General features: G+C 71.4%; 14 protein-coding genes and 1 pseudogene. 6 read left to right on the plus strand and 9 right to left on the minus strand.

Annotated features, from left to right (window positions below):
- The 3 genes from AB0J09_RS30065 to thrC form a co-directional block, all read right to left on the minus strand.
- The coding region (locus tag AB0J09_RS30065; protein ID WP_360698339.1) for a Rho termination factor N-terminal domain-containing protein at positions 1 to 320 on the minus strand (320 nt) is incomplete at its 3' end.
- A gap of 457 nt (positions 321 to 777) precedes the next feature.
- Complete coding sequence (gene thrB / locus AB0J09_RS30070; RefSeq protein WP_360698341.1) at positions 778 to 1,665, minus strand: homoserine kinase; 888 nt, start codon at positions 1,663 to 1,665, stop codon at positions 778 to 780.
- Positions 1,666 to 1,712: 47 nt separating this feature from the next.
- Entirely contained in the window at positions 1,713 to 2,771 is a 1,059-nt protein-coding gene (gene thrC, locus AB0J09_RS30075; protein ID WP_360698343.1) for a threonine synthase, read from the minus strand.
- A gap of 156 nt (positions 2,772 to 2,927) precedes the next feature.
- Between thrC and AB0J09_RS30080 the strand changes: the two genes are divergently transcribed.
- Entirely contained in the window at positions 2,928 to 4,424 is a 1,497-nt protein-coding gene (locus AB0J09_RS30080) for a glycosyltransferase (protein WP_360698345.1), read from the plus strand.
- A gap of 262 nt (positions 4,425 to 4,686) precedes the next feature.
- Here the strand turns inward: AB0J09_RS30080 and AB0J09_RS30085 are convergent, their stop codons facing one another.
- Positions 4,687 to 6,330, minus strand: coding sequence for a glycosyltransferase (locus AB0J09_RS30085; protein WP_360698347.1), 1,644 nt, complete (start codon positions 6,328 to 6,330; stop codon positions 4,687 to 4,689).
- Positions 6,327 to 7,400 (minus strand): glycosyltransferase, encoded by a 1,074-nt coding sequence (locus AB0J09_RS30090; RefSeq protein WP_360698349.1) that lies wholly within the window; start codon positions 7,398 to 7,400, stop codon positions 6,327 to 6,329. The genes AB0J09_RS30085 and AB0J09_RS30090 overlap by 4 nt, the downstream gene beginning before the upstream one ends.
- A gap of 234 nt (positions 7,401 to 7,634) precedes the next feature.
- On the opposite strand from AB0J09_RS30090, the gene AB0J09_RS30095 reads away from it, so the two are divergent.
- Genes AB0J09_RS30095 through AB0J09_RS30110 form a run of 4 tightly spaced genes read left to right on the plus strand, consistent with a single transcriptional unit; the run spans position 7,635 to position 13,628 of the window.
- The gene (locus AB0J09_RS30095) at positions 7,635 to 8,072 is read left to right on the plus strand and encodes a hypothetical protein (protein WP_360698351.1); all 438 of its coding nucleotides are present in this window, start codon (positions 7,635 to 7,637) and stop codon (positions 8,070 to 8,072) included.
- Positions 8,069 to 9,568, plus strand: coding sequence for a glycosyltransferase (locus AB0J09_RS30100; protein WP_360698353.1), 1,500 nt, complete (start codon positions 8,069 to 8,071; stop codon positions 9,566 to 9,568). Before AB0J09_RS30095 ends, AB0J09_RS30100 begins: the two co-directional genes overlap by 4 nt.
- A complete protein-coding gene (locus tag AB0J09_RS30105) occupies positions 9,565 to 11,958 on the plus strand; it encodes a glycosyltransferase (protein ID WP_360698355.1) in 2,394 nt (797 codons plus the stop codon). The genes AB0J09_RS30100 and AB0J09_RS30105 overlap by 4 nt, the downstream gene beginning before the upstream one ends.
- The gene (locus tag AB0J09_RS30110; RefSeq protein WP_360698357.1) at positions 11,955 to 13,628 is read left to right on the plus strand and encodes a glycosyltransferase; all 1,674 of its coding nucleotides are present in this window, start codon (positions 11,955 to 11,957) and stop codon (positions 13,626 to 13,628) included. The genes AB0J09_RS30105 and AB0J09_RS30110 overlap by 4 nt, the downstream gene beginning before the upstream one ends.
- Here AB0J09_RS30110 and AB0J09_RS30115 read toward each other — a convergent pair.
- The 3 genes from AB0J09_RS30115 to AB0J09_RS30125 form a co-directional block, all read right to left on the minus strand.
- Positions 13,625 to 14,914, minus strand: a complete 1,290-nt coding sequence (locus AB0J09_RS30115) for a homoserine dehydrogenase (RefSeq protein ID WP_360698359.1) — start codon at positions 14,912 to 14,914, stop codon at positions 13,625 to 13,627. The two genes, AB0J09_RS30110 and AB0J09_RS30115, sit on opposite strands and share 4 nt — an antisense overlap.
- On the minus strand, positions 14,911 to 16,293 hold the full coding sequence (gene lysA, locus AB0J09_RS30120) for a diaminopimelate decarboxylase (protein WP_360698360.1): 1,383 nt from the start codon (positions 16,291 to 16,293) through the stop codon (positions 14,911 to 14,913). Before lysA ends, AB0J09_RS30115 begins: the two co-directional genes overlap by 4 nt.
- Positions 16,294 to 16,418: 125 nt before the next feature.
- Entirely contained in the window at positions 16,419 to 17,042 is a 624-nt protein-coding gene (locus tag AB0J09_RS30125) for an anticodon-binding protein (protein ID WP_360698362.1), read from the minus strand.
- Between the two features lie 71 nt (positions 17,043 to 17,113).
- On the opposite strand from AB0J09_RS30125, the gene AB0J09_RS30130 reads away from it, so the two are divergent.
- Positions 17,114 to 17,752 (plus strand): hypothetical protein, encoded by a 639-nt coding sequence (locus tag AB0J09_RS30130; RefSeq protein ID WP_360698364.1) that lies wholly within the window; start codon positions 17,114 to 17,116, stop codon positions 17,750 to 17,752.
- Here the strand turns inward: AB0J09_RS30130 and AB0J09_RS30135 are convergent.
- Positions 17,745 to 18,540: pseudogene (locus AB0J09_RS30135) on the minus strand (hypothetical protein); the annotation flags it as partial. The gene AB0J09_RS30130 and the pseudogene AB0J09_RS30135 sit on opposite strands and share 8 nt — an antisense overlap.

Consider the following 18,540-nt stretch of genomic DNA (forward strand, 5'->3'; position numbering starts at 1 on the left):
CGGGTGGGCCGCTCGGCGGCAGGCGCCGCGTCCGCCGCGGCAGGAGCCTCGGCCGCCGGAGCGGGGGCCGGTGCGCCTTCGCCGGAACCGCCACCCTGCTTCTCCTGGATGGCCGCGATGAGCTGGCTCTTCCGCATGCGCCCGGTCCCGCTGATGCCCAGCTCCGCTGCCATCTTCTGCAGCTCGGGCAGCACCTTGGCGGACAGGCCGGTGCCGGAGCGACGCGCACGGGTGGTCTTCGCCGGTGCGCGGGTGGGGGTGTCGCCGGACGCCGGCTCAGCGCCTGATGCGTCGGAGAGGAGTTCGGTGGTGTCGCTCAACTAAAAGGTCCTTCCCAGGGGTCGGGCGCCGGTTTCGTTCTGCCGGGCGTCCCGGAGGTGCTTGCGATCCGGCGGGACAGACCGGGTCGGGGTGCACTCTGCGATCTTCGGCTGTCGCTTTGGACGGCCGCCACTCTTGGGGAGGGGCTCGTCCAAGCCGCCACAGGGCCGTGGCGCGTGGCTGACACCCCTCAGATTGCTGTCGCCAACCAGATGTCGATGTGTCTCGAACGCGCAGGTCCCCGTCGTCGCCGCCTCGTTTCGAGCCAACCGGGTGTGGGCCAACCGGAGGCGACGGATTCCGGGGAGACAGCCGCGCTGCCCACGCCTCGCGACGTGAAGCATGATGCAGCGATGTGTGGCTGACAAGCACGCACCCACCAAGGGGGCATCTGGTGCGGCTACCAGCCTAACATCACCAGCGCACACGGCTATTCCCTGAAGGTCTAAAGAGGCATCAGCGTGTCTCGGGGACCTGAACGTTCGCACCACATGGGTCGACGTCCATTAGCTGGATGTGCCAGTCATTACCCACTTCTGGCGCGATCAAATCCTGCGTATCCGATGTCGAAAACGCAAGAACCGTGGGACCCGCTCCCGAAACGACCGCGGCCACGCCCACAGCACGGAGACGTTCTACCAGATTCGCGGTGTCCTGCATGGCAGGCGCGCGATAGTTCTGATGGAGTCGATCTTCGGTGGCGGCGAGCAGAAGCCCTGGCTCCGGGCACTGGGTCAACGCTGCGATCAGCAGCGCGGCCCGCCCGGCGTTGAACGATGCGTCCTTGTGGGGCACGTCCTTCGGCAGTAGTCCCCGTGCGGTCTCCGTGGCCAGCCGCGTCGATGGCACGGCCACGACTGGGCGGATGCGCTCATCGGGGACCACTTTCACCATATGCGGCGCCCCCGTGTGGTCGGACCAGGCCACCGTCAGCCCGCCTGCCAGGCAGGGGGCGACGTTGTCCGGATGGCCCTCCATCTCGGTGGCCAGCGCGAAAACCTCGCCGTCCGAAAATTGTTCGCTCTCAGCCAAACCGCGGGCGGCCAGGATGCCCGCGCAGATCGCCGCCGACGAGGATCCAAGCCCGCGCGCGTGCGGGATCCTGTTATGGCAGCGCAGGCGTATCCCGTCGGGCTGGCCGACCCCCATGCGGTCGAACGCCGCCCGCATCGCCTTGACGACGAGGTGCCCTTCCCCGAGATCGACCTCCCCGGCGCCCTCGCCCTCCACGATCACGCGTGTCCCGTGCTCGTCGGTGAGCGTGGCCTCGACGTCGTCGTACAGGCTCAGCGCCAGCCCGAGCACGTCGAAACCTGGCCCGAGGTTCGCCGAGGTCGCGGGCACGCGAACCTGAACGGTCCTCCTCAACTTTGCCTCCCCGGTGCTCGCCGTCAGGCGAGGTTGAGCGCCGCCGCGGCGGCGTGGACGTCGATGGGGATGACGACGGGCGCGGGCGCGCCGGAGATCGCCCAGTCGGGGTCCTTCAGCCCGTTGCCCGTGACCGTGCAGACGATGCGCTGGCCCGGGTCGACGAGCCCCTGCGCGTGGGCCTGCAGGAGCCCGGCGACGCTGGCCGCGGAGGCCAGCTCGACGAAGACTCCCTCTTCCTGCGCCAGCAGTTTGTACGCCGCCGCGATCTGCCTGTCGGTCACCGCCTGGATGACGCCGCCCGACTCGTCGCGGGCCGCGGTGGCCAGCGACCAGGAGGCCGGATTGCCGATGCGGATGGCGGTGGCGATCGTGTGCGGATGGGCGACGGGCGCGCCGCGCACGATGGGCGCCGCGCCGCTTGCCTGGAAGCCGAACATGCGCGGCCGCTTCGTCGCCACCCCGTCGGCGGCGTATTCCTGGTAGCCCATCCAGTACGCCGAGATGTTGCCCGCGTTGCCCACCGGGATGCAGTGGATGTCGGGCGCGTCACCCAGGGTGTCGACGATCTCGAACGCGGCCGTCTTCTGTCCTTGAAGCCGGAACGGGTTGACCGAGTTGACCAGGGCGATCGGGTAGCTGGACGACAGCTTGCGGGTCATCTCCAGGCAGTCGTCGAACGACCCCTCGACCTGCAGCAGCGTGGCCCCGTGGACGAGCGCCTGGGCGAGCTTGCCCATGGCGATCTTCCCCCGCGGCACCAGCACGGCGCAGGTCAGCCCGGCGCGAACGGCGTAGGCCGCGGCCGAGGCCGAGGTGTTGCCCGTGGAGGCGCAGATGACCGCCTTGGCCCCCTCCTCGACCGCTTTGCTGATGGCCATGGTCATGCCGCGGTCTTTGAAGCTGCCCGTCGGGTTGGCGCCCTCGACCTTCAGGTAGACGTCGCACCCCGTCAGGGCGGACACGCGGTGCGCGGGCACCAGCGGCGTGCCGCCTTCGAGCAACGTGATGACAGGCGTCTTCGTGGTGACAGGAAGACGCTCACGGTATTCCTCGATGAGGCCACGCCACGACCTGCTCATGATGGCTCCCTACCTGCGGTGTTCGGCACCGAGTGTACGGGGTGTGGAAGACCGGCGCGGAGCCGTGTCCACGGGCCGGACACATCCATTGGACAGGGGCACTATTCAGGAAATTCTCAGCATCTCCCGATAAGGTCTCGGCAGGGGGTCACCACCATGGACGCGCGTCCTGCTTTGAGGCAGAACGACTATTCACCGATAGCGGCGCCGGAGCTCGGCGCCTGGTCACCTGCCCTTTCCGTGAGCGTGGTGATACCGGCTCACGGCGGGCAAGGCAAGCTCGACCTGACGTTGGCGGCGCTGGCGACGCAGACGTACCCGGACCATCTCATGGAAGTCCTCGTCGTCGACGACGGCAGTGAGCCGCCCATCCGGCTGCCCGAGATCCGCCCGTTCAACACCCGCGTCGTACGGGTGCGCGACGGCTGGGGGATCTCCAACGCCGTCAACACCGGCGCCAAGGCCGCCGACGGCGAGATCATCCAGCGGCTCGACGCCGACATGGTGGCCTGCCGCGAGCACATCGAGGCCCTGGCCCGATGGCACCACGTGACGGACTACCTGGTCACGATCGGGATGAAGAAGTTCGTGGACTCGCCGCCGGTCACGCCGCGGCAGGTCTACCAGGCGGCACACCTGGGAGAGCTGTTCGACCTGGCCGCGGCCGTGTCGAGCTCCACCGAGGCGACGATCGCCAAGACCGACGGGCTGCGTAAGAGCCGCAATCCGTATCACGTGTGCACGGGGCCGACTTTCGCCCTTCCCAGGGAGGTCTTCCACGCCGTCGGCGGTCTCGACCCGGCCGTGGTGCGCGGGGAGGACACCGAGTTCTCCTACCGGCTGGCCATGCACGGCGTGGTGTTCATTCCGGACATGGACGCGCAGGCCGTACACCTCGGGCTGCCCGCGCAGCACCGCGACAGGGAGCGCGCCGTGCGGGCTGTGGAGCCGTACCTGGCGCACCGGATCCCGCTGCGCAGGGATCTGCGCAAGGACCGGGGGCGGCGGTGGCTGGTGCCGTACGTGGAGATTGTGCTCGATGTCACGGACACCTCGGAGTCGAGGGTGCGGCAGGCCGTGGCGGCGGCGCTGGACGGCAAGCTGCAGGACGTGGTGGTGACGCTGGTGGCCCCGTGGTCGCGGCTGAGCTCCTCGCGCCGCTCCGTCCTGTCGGATCCGTCCTTCGAGATGCGGCTGACGCGTGACCTGTTCGCGCACGACGAACGCATCCGCCTGATCGACGAGGCCGCCCCGACGCCCGCGCCCACGCCGTTCCGCTACCGCGGGCCTGTGGACGTGCCGCTGCACCGGGCGACGCTGGAGCGCATGATCGAGTCGGTGCAGAAGGATCTCGCGGGAGTGCTGATCGTCGACCTGCCCGACGGGCGCACGGCCCGCCTGGAGCGCACCTCGGCCCTCGGCCGCGCCGCCCTCCTCGCCGGCCCCGGGGCTGACCTGGACGACATCATCGCCACCACCCACGGGGTACGCCACGAGGCCCCCGACCGCTTCTGGCCCGCTCCCGCTCAGCCCGGCCCGGTGACCATCCCGGCCCCCGCCGCGACCCCTGCCCCGGCCCCGGTGACGGTTTCCGCGGCGCCGGCGGAGAACACACTGCTGCGCCGCCTGAAGTCCGCCCTCCGCCCCAACTGACGCTTCCGGGCACAGTCGGCCCCCCGAATCCGCATCGCCGCGAGAGGTTCGCCGCGCCGCTCAAGGGCGCACCACCACACAAAGCGCGCGCCATCACGAAGGGGCGGACCGCCGCGCAGGGCGGACAAATCACGCGGGGCGCACAAATTACGCACCGTCGCACAGACGTGCGTCAGCGTCGCACGCGTGGCATGCGCGCCGCCACGCGAGAAGGCACGCCGCACATAGCGCGGTGGCGCAGCGAGACGGGCGGCGCCGCCGATCAGCCGCGCAACCGCTTACGCAAGGCGCGTTTCATCGTCGTCGACACCAGGGCCCGGAGGCCCTGCTGGGCCCGGTTGGCGGCAGCCAGCTGCCGGCGCAACGTGCCGACCTCGCGCCGGAGCTCCACCGCCGACTTGCGCCAGCGCCCCGCCTCATCCCGCCACTTGGCCACCTGCGCCCGCAGCCGCTCGGCCTCCTTGGCCAGCCGGGCCGCCTCGGCCTGCGCCTCCACCCTGGCCCGGTACGCCCCTCGCCGCCCGAGCAGGGGCGCGGCCTCGGTGGTGAACCCGTAGGTCTCGCCCTCCACCCAGGAGACGCCCGACACCGCGTCCACCACATCGTCGAAGTCCTCCCCCGGAGCCGCCACGAGGTGGGCCCTGGCGAAGGCGGACGTGCGTTCCAGGCGTGCCGCCACGACGCCCCGGGACGACTCGCGGAGCAGCACGTTGACCAGGCCCAGGCCCTCGTCGCGGGCCAGGTCGAGCAGGCGGGCGAGCGAGTCCTCGCCAGGGATCCAGCCGGGCGGCAGGCGCAGCACGAAGGGCACGGCCGGGTCGACGGACTCCGTGGGATACAGGCGTACCCGGCCCTCGTGCCGGTAGTGGCCGTGGACCAGCACCAGCTCGAGGTCAGGGTCCTTCAGCGGCGCGCGGCGGTCGCGCTCGAGGGTGTCCCAGGGGCCGAGGAGAAGCACGAAGATGTCGGGAACGGTGCCGGCGAGCAGCGCGTCCACCGTGGCGCGCACCGCGTCGTATCCTGCCGTGCCGTCCACGACCACGGTGACGTACGGGACCTTCCACTGCCGCCCGGGATGCCCGCGCAGCCAGCGGTAGGACGGGATGCGATCGGCCACGAACGCGTGGCTCACCCGGTCGATCGGCTGCTTGTCGCGCATCCGCATCGTGGGCCCGAGGTGGTACGCGCGCGCCGCCGGCTCCGGCACGAAGACCGCGCCCGCCTGGCTGAGCCGGTATCCCATCTCGGTGTCCTGGCCCAGGATCAGCTCGTCGTCCATCGGGCCCGCCGCCTCGACGAGCCTGGCGTTGACCGAGGTCGCGCCTCCGACATGGAGGCTGAACGGGCGCTGGGGGTTGTCGGTGAGGCCGTTGGTGCGCTCGACCAGGTCGACGATCCAGGCGTGCGGCTCGGCGGGCTCGAAGTGCTTTTCCAGGTCGCCGGGGAGCTCGGCGGGCAGCTCCGCGTCTGTGAATCGGATGTAGCCGGTCACGACGAGGTAGGGGGCGGCGTGGTGCCAGCGCATGTGGGCCTCGATCGCGCCCGGGGTAAGCACCACGTCGGAGTCGAGCCAGTGGATCACGTCACCCATCGCATGTGCCAGGCCCGCGTTGCGGGCATTGGCACGGCCTGGCTCTGTGCAGACGATCAGGCGCGTGCGCTTGGGGCGGACGGCGGGCAGCCGCAGCGGGGGTGTGCTGCCGTTGTCGACGACGATGACCTCGGTCAGCTCCGCCGGGTACGTCTGCCTGGCCAGCCCGGCCAGCACCAGGTCGAGCTTGTCCTGTCCGCCGTAGGCCGGGATGACGACGCTGACTTTGAGCTCAGGGGTGAAGTCATCAAGGAGGGGCTCGAGGACCCGGTAGTCGTTGCCGCGTACCTTCAGCGAGCCGGCGACACTCGTCATGCTGCTTCCATCAGCAGGCTCGGGTGGAAGCCGCGCCACTGGTTGACGGCCACCTTGAGGAAGTGGGCCAGCGGCAGCTGCCAGGTGTGCTCGTCGCTGAGCCCTCTGCGCAGGACGTAGCCCAGCCCGTGAGTACGGTAGACGCGCGCGCCGGCCTTTTGCGCCAGTTTCAGGAATTCAAGATCGACACCCCGCGGCAACCAAGGAAATCCGCCGATTTCCCAGAATTTCTCCCGGGATACCAAGATCGTCCCCCCGGCCACGTGGTCGGCCCACACCTCGCTCGGATAGGCCGCCCCGCTGGCGAACGTCATCCGCCGCACCGTCGCCCGTAACGGCTCCAGATAGAAGAACTCCGCGGTCGTCCCCACCACATCGGCCCCGGAGTACGACAGCGCCATGAACAGATCGCCCAGGTGGCGTGGCCCGTACCAGTCGTCGTCATCCCACTTCGCCAGGTAGTCGCCGCTCGCGAGCGCCGCCACCCGGTTGAGCACCTCGCCGAACGGCACGGACTCGGGCGCCTCGACCCATTTCACAGGCAGCGAACAGGCCTCGACCGACTCTCGTACCTCTTCGAACCCCACCCCATGCAGTCCGAGCAGCACCTCGACCTCGACGTCCCGCTGCGGCTCCATCTGGGCCAGCGCCGCCCCCACCAGCTTTGACCGCTTGCTTGACATGACGATGCTGATCTTGGGCTGGGAGACGGGGTGCGCCAGGCGGCGCAGGCGCACGCTGTGCTCCTCCCTCCGCAGGTCGGCCAGCGAACGCGCGCTGCCGTCGGCCGCGTGGCCGAGCCAGTCGCGGTCGGTGAGCAGCGAGGCGAGGTCGCCGGGCACCCAGGGCGCCGCCCGGTCGGCGGTCAGCGGGATGCCGGCCGCGGCCAGGCGCAGCAAGCCGTCCAGGGGCACCTCGGCGGCGGGCCACTCGATCTCCAGCCCGCGCAGCGGGCGCAGCGCGGGCACATCGGGCGCCTGACCCTCGACCGCCCAGCCGCCATCCGCCCAGTGCAGCCGGGCCAGCCCCTTCTCCGGCGTACGCGCGAAGCCGCAAGGGGTGATGGACATGGGCCTCCTTGAGACTCGGTCGGCGCCTACCTTACGCCGGTTTTACTGACTGGCAGACCCTGCCGCCACATTCGGAAGCCCCTACGCCGCAGGTGAAGACGACGTGATTCTCAGTTTTCCTCCAGGAACCTGTGGCACGGTAGGGAGCGGTGTTTATTAAGGTGTCAATAATCCCGAGATGTCTCTGACGCCTCTGATGTCCGATAAGCGTTGAACTACGAAAGGTATGCGCGGATGCTCTCGCCCCGCCGACTGGCAGCGACCGCCGCAATCCTTGCAGCTCTGACCATCGGCGTTCTCGCGCTGCTCGTACTCGCCGGCCTGATCACTTTCGGCGCGGCCGCGGCCACGGTGGCCTTCCTGGTCACGCTGGCGGCCCTCGCGTTCCTCGTGCTCACCGTGCGCCGCCTCGACGGCAAGGCGCACCGGATCGACCTGCGGATCAAGAAGTACGAGGCGGAGCTGGCACGGACCACCACCGCGCTCAAGAACATCGAGACCCGGCTGGACCTGCTGGTGCAGGCCGTCGAGGACTCGGCCGCGCGGCGGGCCGACGACCTGGGCGCGATCCTGGCCTCGCTCGGGGAGGACCGGGTGAACGCCATGGCCCGGGCACGAGAGGTGGAGGAGCTGCGCGAGGAGGTCCGCGCGCTGGCCAAGGACTCCGTATGACGCGGGTCAGGCACAACGACTACGGGGTGCTGCGGCCGCCCGCGGTCGGGGCGTGGGAGCCCTCGCTGCGGGTCTCGGTGGTCATCCCGGCTTACAACTGCGCGGAGGCGCTGGAGCGTACGGTTCCGGCGCTCGCGCGGCAGACGTACCCGGCCGAGCTGATGGAAGTGGTGGTCGCGGACGACGGGAGCGAGCCGCCGCTCGACGTGCCGGGCGCTCGGGTCGTACGGGTGGCCGGCGGGTGGGGGCGCGGCGCGGCCAGGCAGGCGGGGCAGCTCGCGGCCACCGGGGACGTGATCCACTGGCTCGACTCCGACATGCTCCTCGCGGACGACCACATCGAGGCGCACATGCGCTGGCATCACCTGGTCGACTACGCGGTGGTGATCGGGGACATCCGGTTCGTGGAGGCGCCGGGCGAAGAGGGCGTCCAGACCGAGTACACGAGGAAGACCCTGGAGTCCTCCAGGCGGCTCAAGGACGCGGGGACGAGCGCGTACCTGCTGCACACGGGCGCGTCCACGTCCGTACGGGCAGATCTGCTCCGCGCGGCGGGCGGCGTGGACACGTCCCTGAACATGGCCGAGGACACCGAGCTCGGCTACCGGCTGGCGCAGACGGGAGCGGTGTTCATCCCCGACGCGGAGGCCAGGGCGTGGCATGTCGGGCCCTCCACCGTGATGCTGCGCGAGAAGGAGGTGCACCGGCACAACTGGTCCTACCTCGGCGACCTCATCCCCGACTTGCGCTGGCTGCGCAACCATCCCAGGCGTCACTGGCGCGTGCCGTACGTGCGGGTCGTCGTGACCGCGACCACCTACGAGGAGACGCGGGCGACCGTGGACTCGGCGCTCGCGGGCACCCTCACCGACGCCGCCGTGACGCTCGTCGGCTCCTGGGACAAGCTGACCGATGAACGCCGCTCCAACCTCGACGACCCCTTCCTCGACCTGCGCCTGCTCCACAACCTCTACGCTCACGAGCCCCGGGTGTCGTTCGCGCAGAGCGTACCCGTCTCCCCCGCACCCGCCCCCTTCCTACTCAGCGTGCCCACCGGCTGGGTGCTGGGCGCCGACACGCTTTCCAGGCTGGTACGTCACGCGGACCGCGACCTGCTCGGCCTCGTCAGCGTCGCCCTGTCGGAGGGCGCGTCCGGGGTCGTGGCCGCCCGCCTGGAGCGCACGGCGGCGTTCGCCCGCGCCTCCCTGTTGGATGGCCGGGCCGATGACCTGGTGGACGAGATGTTCGGGTCCGAGTGGGTCAGCGGGGCCGAATACGCCTTCGCGGTGGCGGAGGAGGCCGAGCCGCTGGCCGGGGATCCCGCGAAGTGGCGGGCGCTGGCCGGGGAGCGGCTGAGGGAGGTCAAGGAGTTGCGCGCCGAGGTGGAGCGGCTCGCGGCCGAGGTCGAGCGGCTGTCCGCCGCGCCGCCCGCCGATGACCAGGAGGGCCGTGGCGGGTTGAGCTCGCTGATCAGGCACCTGCGGAGCGCCGGATGATCCGGGAGTTGCTGGCGGAGCTACGCGGGGCGCGCGTCTTCTTCGCCGGAATCGACGACGTCGCCCCGATCTACGACGCCGCCGCCAGGTCCAAGGGGTCCTCCGATCGGACGCGGGAGGTCGTGGACCTCGACCGGCACCTGCTGGAGCCGGCCGCCGAGCCCGAGCAGGTGAGCGAGGTTCTCGTGGTGGCCAGGACGCCGGCCGACCTGCGCAGGATCGCGACGCTGCACAAGCTGTTGCCGCAGGCCGAACGGGTGGTGGTGGCCGTGCTGGACACGCCCGCCTCGCATCCCGCGCCGGTTCCCACGCCGACGCCCGCGCACCGGTGGCGGTCTTTGACGGACTTGCGGGTGTACCAGCCCAGGAACCGGGTCTGGGTGGTCGATGCCCGTTTCTCCGCGCCCACGCCGGCGGGCCGTACCGTCACGGCGACGGCGCGGGCGTTCGCGGGACACCGTCTCGACGTCATCGCAGCCCCCGCGGCGGCGATCGCGGGCGTCGGGGCGGCGGACTGGCGCCCAGGCGACCCGAACGCGACGCCCGCCGAGGTCACGGGGCCGGTGCCCGAGCGGGTGGGCGCGCCGGGCAGCGACGTGGTGCTCCGGACGCTCGGGCACCCGCGCGCGTTCGACCCCGACCACGCGCCCACCGGCGAGGTCGCCCACGCCTGGGCCGGCGACACGGGCGGCCCCGCACCGACCGACGGCCCCACACGGTCCCAGGACGCCGATTCCGCCGCGCGGCCCCAAGACGCGGGCACCGCCACACGACCTCACGCGAGCACTGCCACACGGCCCCTAAACGCGAGCGCCACAGCAGGAGCCGGTGGCGAGCGTGGTGAGGGAGCCGCAGGCGAGGGCGCCCTCGCGTGGAGCGACGAGGCGCCCGACCCGGCGCGCACCAACGACGCCGGAGGCGCGACGCGAGCCGACAGCGCGGAAGGCGCGGCGCGACCCGACGGCGCCGGAGGCACGGTGCAAGGCAACGGCGCGGGGCGCGCGGCGGGCACCCACAGCGACGCGGGGACCGGCGAAGCGGGGCGGCGCAACGCCGCCCACAGCGGCGCGGGGACCGGCGAAGAGGCGGAGGTCGTCGAGTGGGCCGGGGACGAGACGCCCATCGAGCGTCCGACACTGCGGGCCGTGAGCTGGGAGCGCCTCGGGCGGCCCGGGATGGCGGACTCGCCGCTGGCCGACCCCGACGTGCTGGGCGAGCCCTCCATGATCCCGCCCGTGGACGAACGACTCGTGAACCCCCAGGGCTTCGTCACCACCCCCTCGCGGGGCATGGCGTCGCTGGCCGAGCGGGACGGGCGATGGTCGGTGGTGCTGGACGGGAAGGTCGTGACGTCGTTCGCCGAGTCCGGCGGGGTCACCGACGCGGACGTGGCCAGGTTGCGGCAGATCCGCGGCGTCGAGGTGGACTGGCGGCACGCGCACAGCGGTCCGCTGGCCGCCGTACGGGTGCTGGCCGGGCTGGCCGCAGCCGGGGTGCCGCTGCGCGCGGAGGCGGTGCCGCGATGGGCCGGCGCACTGGGTGACGAAATAATCAGGCTCATCGAGCTTTGTCCGGATATTTCGGATGATCTGCGGCGCGAGGAGCACAGCATCCGGCTGCGCCGCGCCGCACTCCGTACCCACGGCGTCGCCGCACGATGGGAGCAGCTCGGCGCCCCCGCACCCGCTCCCCCGCTCACCTCGGTCCTGCTGGCGACCCGTCGCACCGACATGGTGTCGTTCGCGCTCGACCAGATCGCCCGCCAGCGCGGCGCGCAGCTCGAGGTGATCCTCGCCCTGCACGGCGTCCCCAAGGGCCACCCGGACGTGGCGAAGGCGATCGCGGCGTTCGAGGGCCCGCTGACCGTGCTCGAGGCCGACCGCCAGGCCGTGTTCGGCGAGGTGCTGAACGAAGCGGCCGCGCGGGCCTCGGGGTCGTTCCTGCTGAAGATGGACGACGACGACTGGTACGGCCCCGACTTCCTGTCCGACCTGCTGCTGGCGCATTCGTACTCGGGGGCCCAGGTGGTCGGCACGGTGCCGGAGTTCGTGTACCTGTCGTCCATCGACGTCACCGTGCACCGCAAGCAAGTGACCGAGCAGATCACCAGCTTCGTCGCCGGAGGGACGATCCTGGTGGAGCGGTCGGCGTTCCAGGCGGTGGGCGGGTTCCGGCCGTTGCGGCGCTCGGTGGACACCCAGTTCCAGGAGGCCCTGCAGGCGGCGGGCGGGCAGATCTACCGCACCCACGGGCTGGGCTACATCCTGCGCAGAGGCCCGGCGGCCAACCACACGTGGCAGGAGCCGATCGGGACGTTCCTGCAGCGCAACAGGCAGCAGTGGCGCGGCTTCCGCCCGAACGCCCTCATGGCCATGGACGGGACCCCATGACAGGCATTCCGCGCATCCGGCGCAACGACTTCGGTGTCCTCACCCCGCCAGCCCTGGGCGAATGGGAGCCCACGCTCAGCGTCACGGTCGTCATCCCGGCCCACGACCGCCAGGAGACCCTGGACCTCACGCTGGCCGCGCTCTCCGCCCAGAGCTACCCCGAGCACCTCCTGGACGTCATCGTCGTGGACGACGGCAGCACGACCCCGCTCTGCCTCCCGGAGATCGTCCCGGCCAGGACCAAGCTCATTTCCAGCCCGCCCGGCGGTTGGGGCCGGGCCTGGGCCGTGCAGGCGGGCCTGGACGGCGCGACCGGCGAGGTCGTGTTCGTCCTGGACGCCGACATGGTCCCGCACAGGCAGCACGTGGAGGCCCAGCTCCGCTGGCACCACCTGGCCCCATACGTGGTGGCGCTGGGCTGGATCGACTTCACCGCCGCCATCGAGCTCCCGACGCAGGAGCAGGTACGCCAGTCGCTGGAGACGGGCGTGGAGGGCGACCTCTTCCCCCTCGCGCCGCACCGCCACGACTGGGCCGAGCAGATCATCCGCGAGCACGACGGCCTGCGCACCGCCTCCAGTTCGCTGGCCACCCGCGTCCACGTGGGCGCCACGGTGTCGTACCCCGCCGCGCTGCTGCGCTCGATCGGAGGCATGGACACGTCCCTGGTCCTGGCCGAGGACACGGAGCTGGGCTACCGCCTCACCCAGGCGGGCGCGGTGTTCGTGCCGGACCCGGAGTCCCGTACGTGGCACATCGGGCTCCCGACGGCGATGCGCGACTTCGCGGCGCTGAAGCGCTACAACGACCCGTACGTCGCCGACCGGGTCCCCTACCGCCGCTACCTCCGCACCGACCCCGGCCGCCAGTGGCTGGTGCCGTACGTGGACGCGACGGTGCAGGCCGGCTCGTACGAGGACGTCCGTGCGACGGTCGACGCCCTGCTGGCCGGCTCGATCCCGGACATCAGGGTCACCGTCCCCGGCCCCTGGGACGCGTTGACCGCCGAACGCCGCTCCCCGCTCACCGACCCGTACCTCGACCTCCGCCTCATCCACGCGAACTTCGCCCACGACCCCCGCGTCCACCTGACCGGGCCGCTCGAGGGGACGCCCCCGTTCCAGCTCTCGGTCCCGCCCGGCTGGGTCCCCTCGAAGGACACGGTGGAACGCCTGGTGGCTCACATGGAGGAGCACGACCTGGGCGCCCTCTGCGTGGCCCTGGAAGAGACGGCGGAGGGCGTCACGGCCGCCCGGCTGGACCGTACGGCGGCCCAGTCCCGAGCCGCGCTGGTGGCCGCCCCGGACGACGACTGGGACGACCTCCTCGACGCCCTTTTCGGCCTGGAATGGCTGGACGGGGAGAGCTGGGGGTTCCAGCGCCGCCCCGCGGTCTATCCACCGCGTAAGAGGCCGGTCTCGGAGGTCGCCAAGCTCACGGCCGAGCACGACAAGGAGATCGCCCTCTATCGCAAGCGCGTGGCCGCACTACGGGCGGAGATGGCGCAGTTGCGGCGGGAGGCGGGCAAGCACGGCAGGGACGCGGCTCGCTGGCGCGAGAAGGCCGAGGCCTGGCGCAGGGAGGCGGTCCGCCTCGCCCGCGCCCAGAACCGCACGGTGCTCAAGAGAGCCGTCCGCAAGGTCCGCGGCCTGGCCTTCCCCGACGGCTAGTCGTCGCCCTCGACGCGCATCACGCTGGCCACGGCGCGTACGATGTCCAGCTCCCGCAGCCCCTCCATGGTCGCCGACAGCGCCGCGTCGGTGGCGCGGTGGGTGACGATGACGAGCTGGGCGTCGTCCCCGTGCCCCTCCTGGCGCACGGTCTGGATCGACACGTCGTGCTTGGCGAACAGCTCGGCCACCCGCGCCAGCACGCCCGGCTTGTCGGCCACGTCGAGAGCCACGTGGCAGCGCGTGACCGTGTCGCCCATGGGGTGGGCCGACAGCTCCGCGTACGTGGACTCCTCCGGCCCTCTCGTGCCCGCCAGGCGGTTGCGGGCGACGGCCACGAGGTCGCCGAGGACCGCCGAGGCGGTGGGCGCGCCGCCGGCCCCCTTGCCGTAGAACATGAGCTGCCCCGCCGACTCCGCCTCCACGAAGACCGCGTTGTACGCCTCCCGCACCCCCGCCAGCGGATGCGTCCGCGGAATCATCGCCGGGTGCACCCGCACCCCGAACGAGCGTCCGTCGTCGGAGCGGGCGCAGATGGCCAGCAGCTTGATGACGTAGCCCATGGCCTTGGCCGAGGCCACGTCGGTGGCGGTGATCTCGGTGATGCCCTCGCGGTGCACGTCGGCGGCCGTGACGCGGCTGTGGAAGGCGAGCCCGGCCAGGATGGCGGCCTTGGCGGCGGCGTCGAAGCCCTCGACGTCGGCCGTCGGGTCGGCCTCGGCATAGCCCAGGGTCTGGGCCTCCTCCAGGGCGTCGGTGAAGGAGGCGCCCGTGGTGTCCATCTTGTCGAGGATGTAGTTGGTGGTGCCGTTCACGATGCCGAGCACGCGCTTGACGTGGTCGCCGGCCAGCGACTCGCGCAGGGGGCGCAGCAGCGGGATGGCACCGGCCACGCTGGCCTCGAAGTAGAGGTCGCCGTTGCCCTTCCTGGCGGCCTCGTGCAGGGTGGCGCCGTCCTCGGCCAGGAGCGCCTTGTTGGCCGTGACCACCGACTTGCCCCTGGACAGGGCGGAGACGATCAGCGTGCGGGCGGGCTCGATGCCGCCGATGACCTCGATCACGATGTCGACGTCGTCGCGCGTGACCAGCGCCTCGGCGTCGGTGGTGAGCAGCTCGGGATCCACGTCCACGTCGCGCTTGCGGCCGAGCCGGCGCACCGCGACCCCGGCCAGCTCCAGCGGGGCTCCGATGCGCGCGGTGAGGTCTTCGGCCTGCTCGTGCATGAGCCTGATGACCTGCGAGCCGACGACGCCGCAGCCCAGAAGAGCCACTTTCAGCGGTTTCACAGCTGCCCCCTCAAGAGGTCGTCCTCGGTCTCGCCCCGCACGATCACCCGCGACTCGCCGCCGGAGACGGCGACCACGGCGGGCTTGAGCAGGTAGTTGTAGTTGCTGGCCAGCGAGCGGCAGTAGGCCCCCGTCGCGGCCACCGCGATCAGGTCGCCCGGCGCGAGGTCGGCGGGCAGGTGAAGATCGCGGACGATGATGTCGCCGCTCTCGCAGTGCTTGCCGACCAGGCGGCTGAGCATGGGCTCGGCCGTGCTCTCGCGGCTGGCGAGCACGGCGGTGTATTCGGCGCCGTAGAGGGCGGTGCGGACGTTGTCGCTCATGCCGCCGTCGACGCTCACGTACGTGCGCAGGCCCTCGACGTCCTTGATGGTGCCGGCCTCGTACAGGGTGATGCCCCCGGGCCCGACGACGGTGCGCCCCGGCTCCACGGTCAGCCTGGGCACGGGCAGACCGGCGTCCCTGCACACCTTGGTGACGATCTCGCGCAGGCCGTCGGCCAGCTCCTTGATGTCGGGCGCCTCGTCGCCCTCGACGTAGGCGATGCCGTAGCCGCCGCCGAGGTCGAGCTCGGGGAGCACGACGCCGTGCTCCTCCTTGATCTGCACGAGCAGCGCCGTCAGGCGCCTGGCCGCCACCTCGAACCCGGCCGTGTCGACGATCTGGGACCCGATGTGCGAGTGCAGCCCGACCAGCTCGAGCTGCGGAAGGGCGAGCACGCGGCGCACGGCCTCGGCGGCGGCCCCGGTGTTGAGTGACAGCCCGAACTTCTGGTCGTCGTGCGCCGTCGCGATGAACTCGTGCGTGTGCGCCTCGACCCCGGTGGTCACCCGGATCATCACCTTGGGCCGCTTGCCCAGCTGCTCGGCGAGGTAGCCGAGCCTGGCGATCTCCTCGTACGAGTCGGCCACGATGTGCCCGACCCCGGCCTCGAGAGCTCTGGTCAGCTCGGCGAGGGACTTGTTGTTGCCGTGCATCGTGATGCGCTCGGGCGGGAATCCGACGCTGAGCGCGACCGCCAGCTCGCCGCTGCTGGCCACGTCGAGCCCGAGGCCCTCGTCGTGGAGCCAGCGGACGATCTCCTTGCACAGGAACGCCTTGCCGGCGTAGTGGACCTCGGAGCCCGCGAAGGCCGTGGCGTAGTCGCGCATGCGCGAGCGCACGTCGGCCTCGTCGAGAACGTAGAGCGGCGTGCCGTGCTCACGGGCCAGATCGCGCACGTCCACGCCGCCGATAGTGAGCGCGCCATCGGTCCGGGTCGACGTTCGGGGCCAGATCGCGGGGTTGATCCGGTTGAGGTCGGCGGGCGCCACCGGCGGGCGCTCGTGGGGCAGCATTTCTGCATGCCGGTCCCCGGCGGGATGGACGAATCGGCTCACCCGATCGAGGCTATCGGAACAGCAAGTGAGCCATGACCCACTGACCACGTATCGAGACACGATCAAGCCCCGAAAGGGATATTTTTACGATTTTTCGCCGTTTGGCCGGATATTTTGCAATCCCGTCACAGTCGTTCCGGCCCGGGCAGCACACCCCGTACGGCCTCCGCCAGCCGCACCCGCGCCGTGTGCACCGGCCCCGGCGGCTCGTCGCCGACCGGGACGGCGGGCGCGCGCTCGTGCGCGTCGTGGTAGGCCAGCGCCAGCCGCACGAGGTACGCCTCCCACCCCGGCTCCCTGCTGACCATCCGCCCGGGCAGCTCGGCCAGCACCCGCAGCACCCACCGGTCGTGGGGTCCGTCGAGCAGCTCCCCGCGGAACCCTTCTGACGGCACCCCCAGCTCCCGCGCCCACCGGAGCGCCGCGCAGGCCCGCGCGTGCCCGTATCGCACCACGAACCCGGGGTTCTCCCAGGTCCGTGGGAAGTCCGGCCACGAGGGCTCCGGGATCTCGAGCGGCTCGACCCGCTCAAGCAGCTCCCCCGGCACGCTGACGACGATCCGCAGGAACCCGGCGCCCCGGACCTCGACCTCGGACACCCCGTCCAACTCCCCGACCTGCTCGGCCAGCGACTCGGCGGCGACTTTCCGCCTCAGCGCCGCGGCGGAGACGTAGACGGCCTCCCGCTCCCACGTCCCATCGGGCACCGGCGGCTCCCCCAACACCTCGGCCAGCTCCACGGCGGTCATGGCGACGACCTTATGCCGGGAACTCGGCGACGCAGGTAGATCGTCAATCTGCACAGAGTGAAGGGGGCCAAATGGCGCGCAAGGTCGATCCGGGGGCCCAGCGGATGCGGGAGTGGCTGTTGCGGCTGCTGCTGTGCCTGCTCGTGGGCGTCGGGCTGAGCGTCTACGTGTCCGGACCGACCTGGAGCGGCGTGGGCATGGCCGCCGCGCTGATGGCCGGGTCGTTTCTCTCGGTTCTGCCGCTCGGGTTCCTCGTCGCGAAGATGAAGGCGGGCGCCCGGCTCACCACGGTCGCCCTCACGGCGGGCGAGGCGGTGTTCGAGCTGGCGCGCCTGGGTTTGCTCGCCTGGGCGGGTGCGGGAGCAGCGGAGGCCGCCTGGGTCGGCTTGTGGTCGGCGGCGGTGCTGGCGGCGCTCCTGCTGGCGATGATGTCGCTGAGGCAGTTCCTCAAGCCCGATGAACCCGGCAGAACCGCCGACAGCCCCGGACACGTGCTCGCCCCCCGTCAGCTCGTGATCGAGGTGGGCATGATCGCCCGGGACATCGGCGCCTGTCTCCTCGTGGTGTGGAGCCCGTGGCTGGTGCTGGCGACGTTCGCCACGGGCACGGGCACTGTGCTGCTGAGGGAGCAGCCGATCAGGAGGAGGTGGGTTCAGACGATCTCCGGTTACGTGCTGCTGGCCGTCGCGCTCGTGCTCTGGCTCAGATGAGCGCGTGCGGCTCGGCGGAGCCGTACTCGACCAGCTGTGCCGCCCCCAGCAGCCAGCGGTCCTCGTCGCGCACCCGCACGTAGCCGAACCGGTCGGCCGAGAACACCTTGATCCCGTCCGTCCGGCACTGCCGCATGAGCACCTCGTCCCACCCCTCGGTGAGGTCGGCGAAGCCCACCTCGCGCAGCGTGTTCCTGCGGGCCAGGAGGGTCGCGCCGACGATCTCGGGGACGTACGTGTACTCGGCGTCGGGCTGCTTGAGCAGCGTGGCCTGGGGCTTGCGCAGGTGGGCGTAGAAGGCCGCCTTGCCCACGATGTCGGCGGTGCTGAAGAGGAAGGCGCGCCGCAGGTCCGACAGGTAGTGCGCGCCGTACACGTCGCGCGGGTCCATGACCGCCACCAGGTCGGCCTCGCACAGGTCGATGCCGGCGCCGAGCATCGCGCCCTCGGTCATCGCGGGCTGCGGGCGGCGGTAGACGATCTCCACGTCCGGCAGCACGTCGCGGGCCCGCAGCTCCGACTCCGGCGGCCCGATGATGATGAGCTGGTCGACCCCCGACTGCTTGGCGACCTGCGCCAGCGCGTGCTCCATCAGGTACGGGTCGCTGATCGGCAGCAGGACCGAGGTGTTGAGCGTGGCGCGGGCGCTGGGCAGGCCGATCGCGTCGAGCAGCTCGTCGATGCGCTCGGACATCGTGCCCATCTGGTACGCCCGCCGCAGCGCCACGTGCGCCCGCCGGGTGTCGGGGTCGGGGCCGATGGGGGTGCCGCAGGCGGCCAGCTCGGCC

The organism is Nonomuraea sp. NPDC049784 (assembly GCF_040659615.1).
GTDB lineage: Bacteria > Actinomycetota > Actinomycetes > Streptosporangiales > Streptosporangiaceae > Nonomuraea.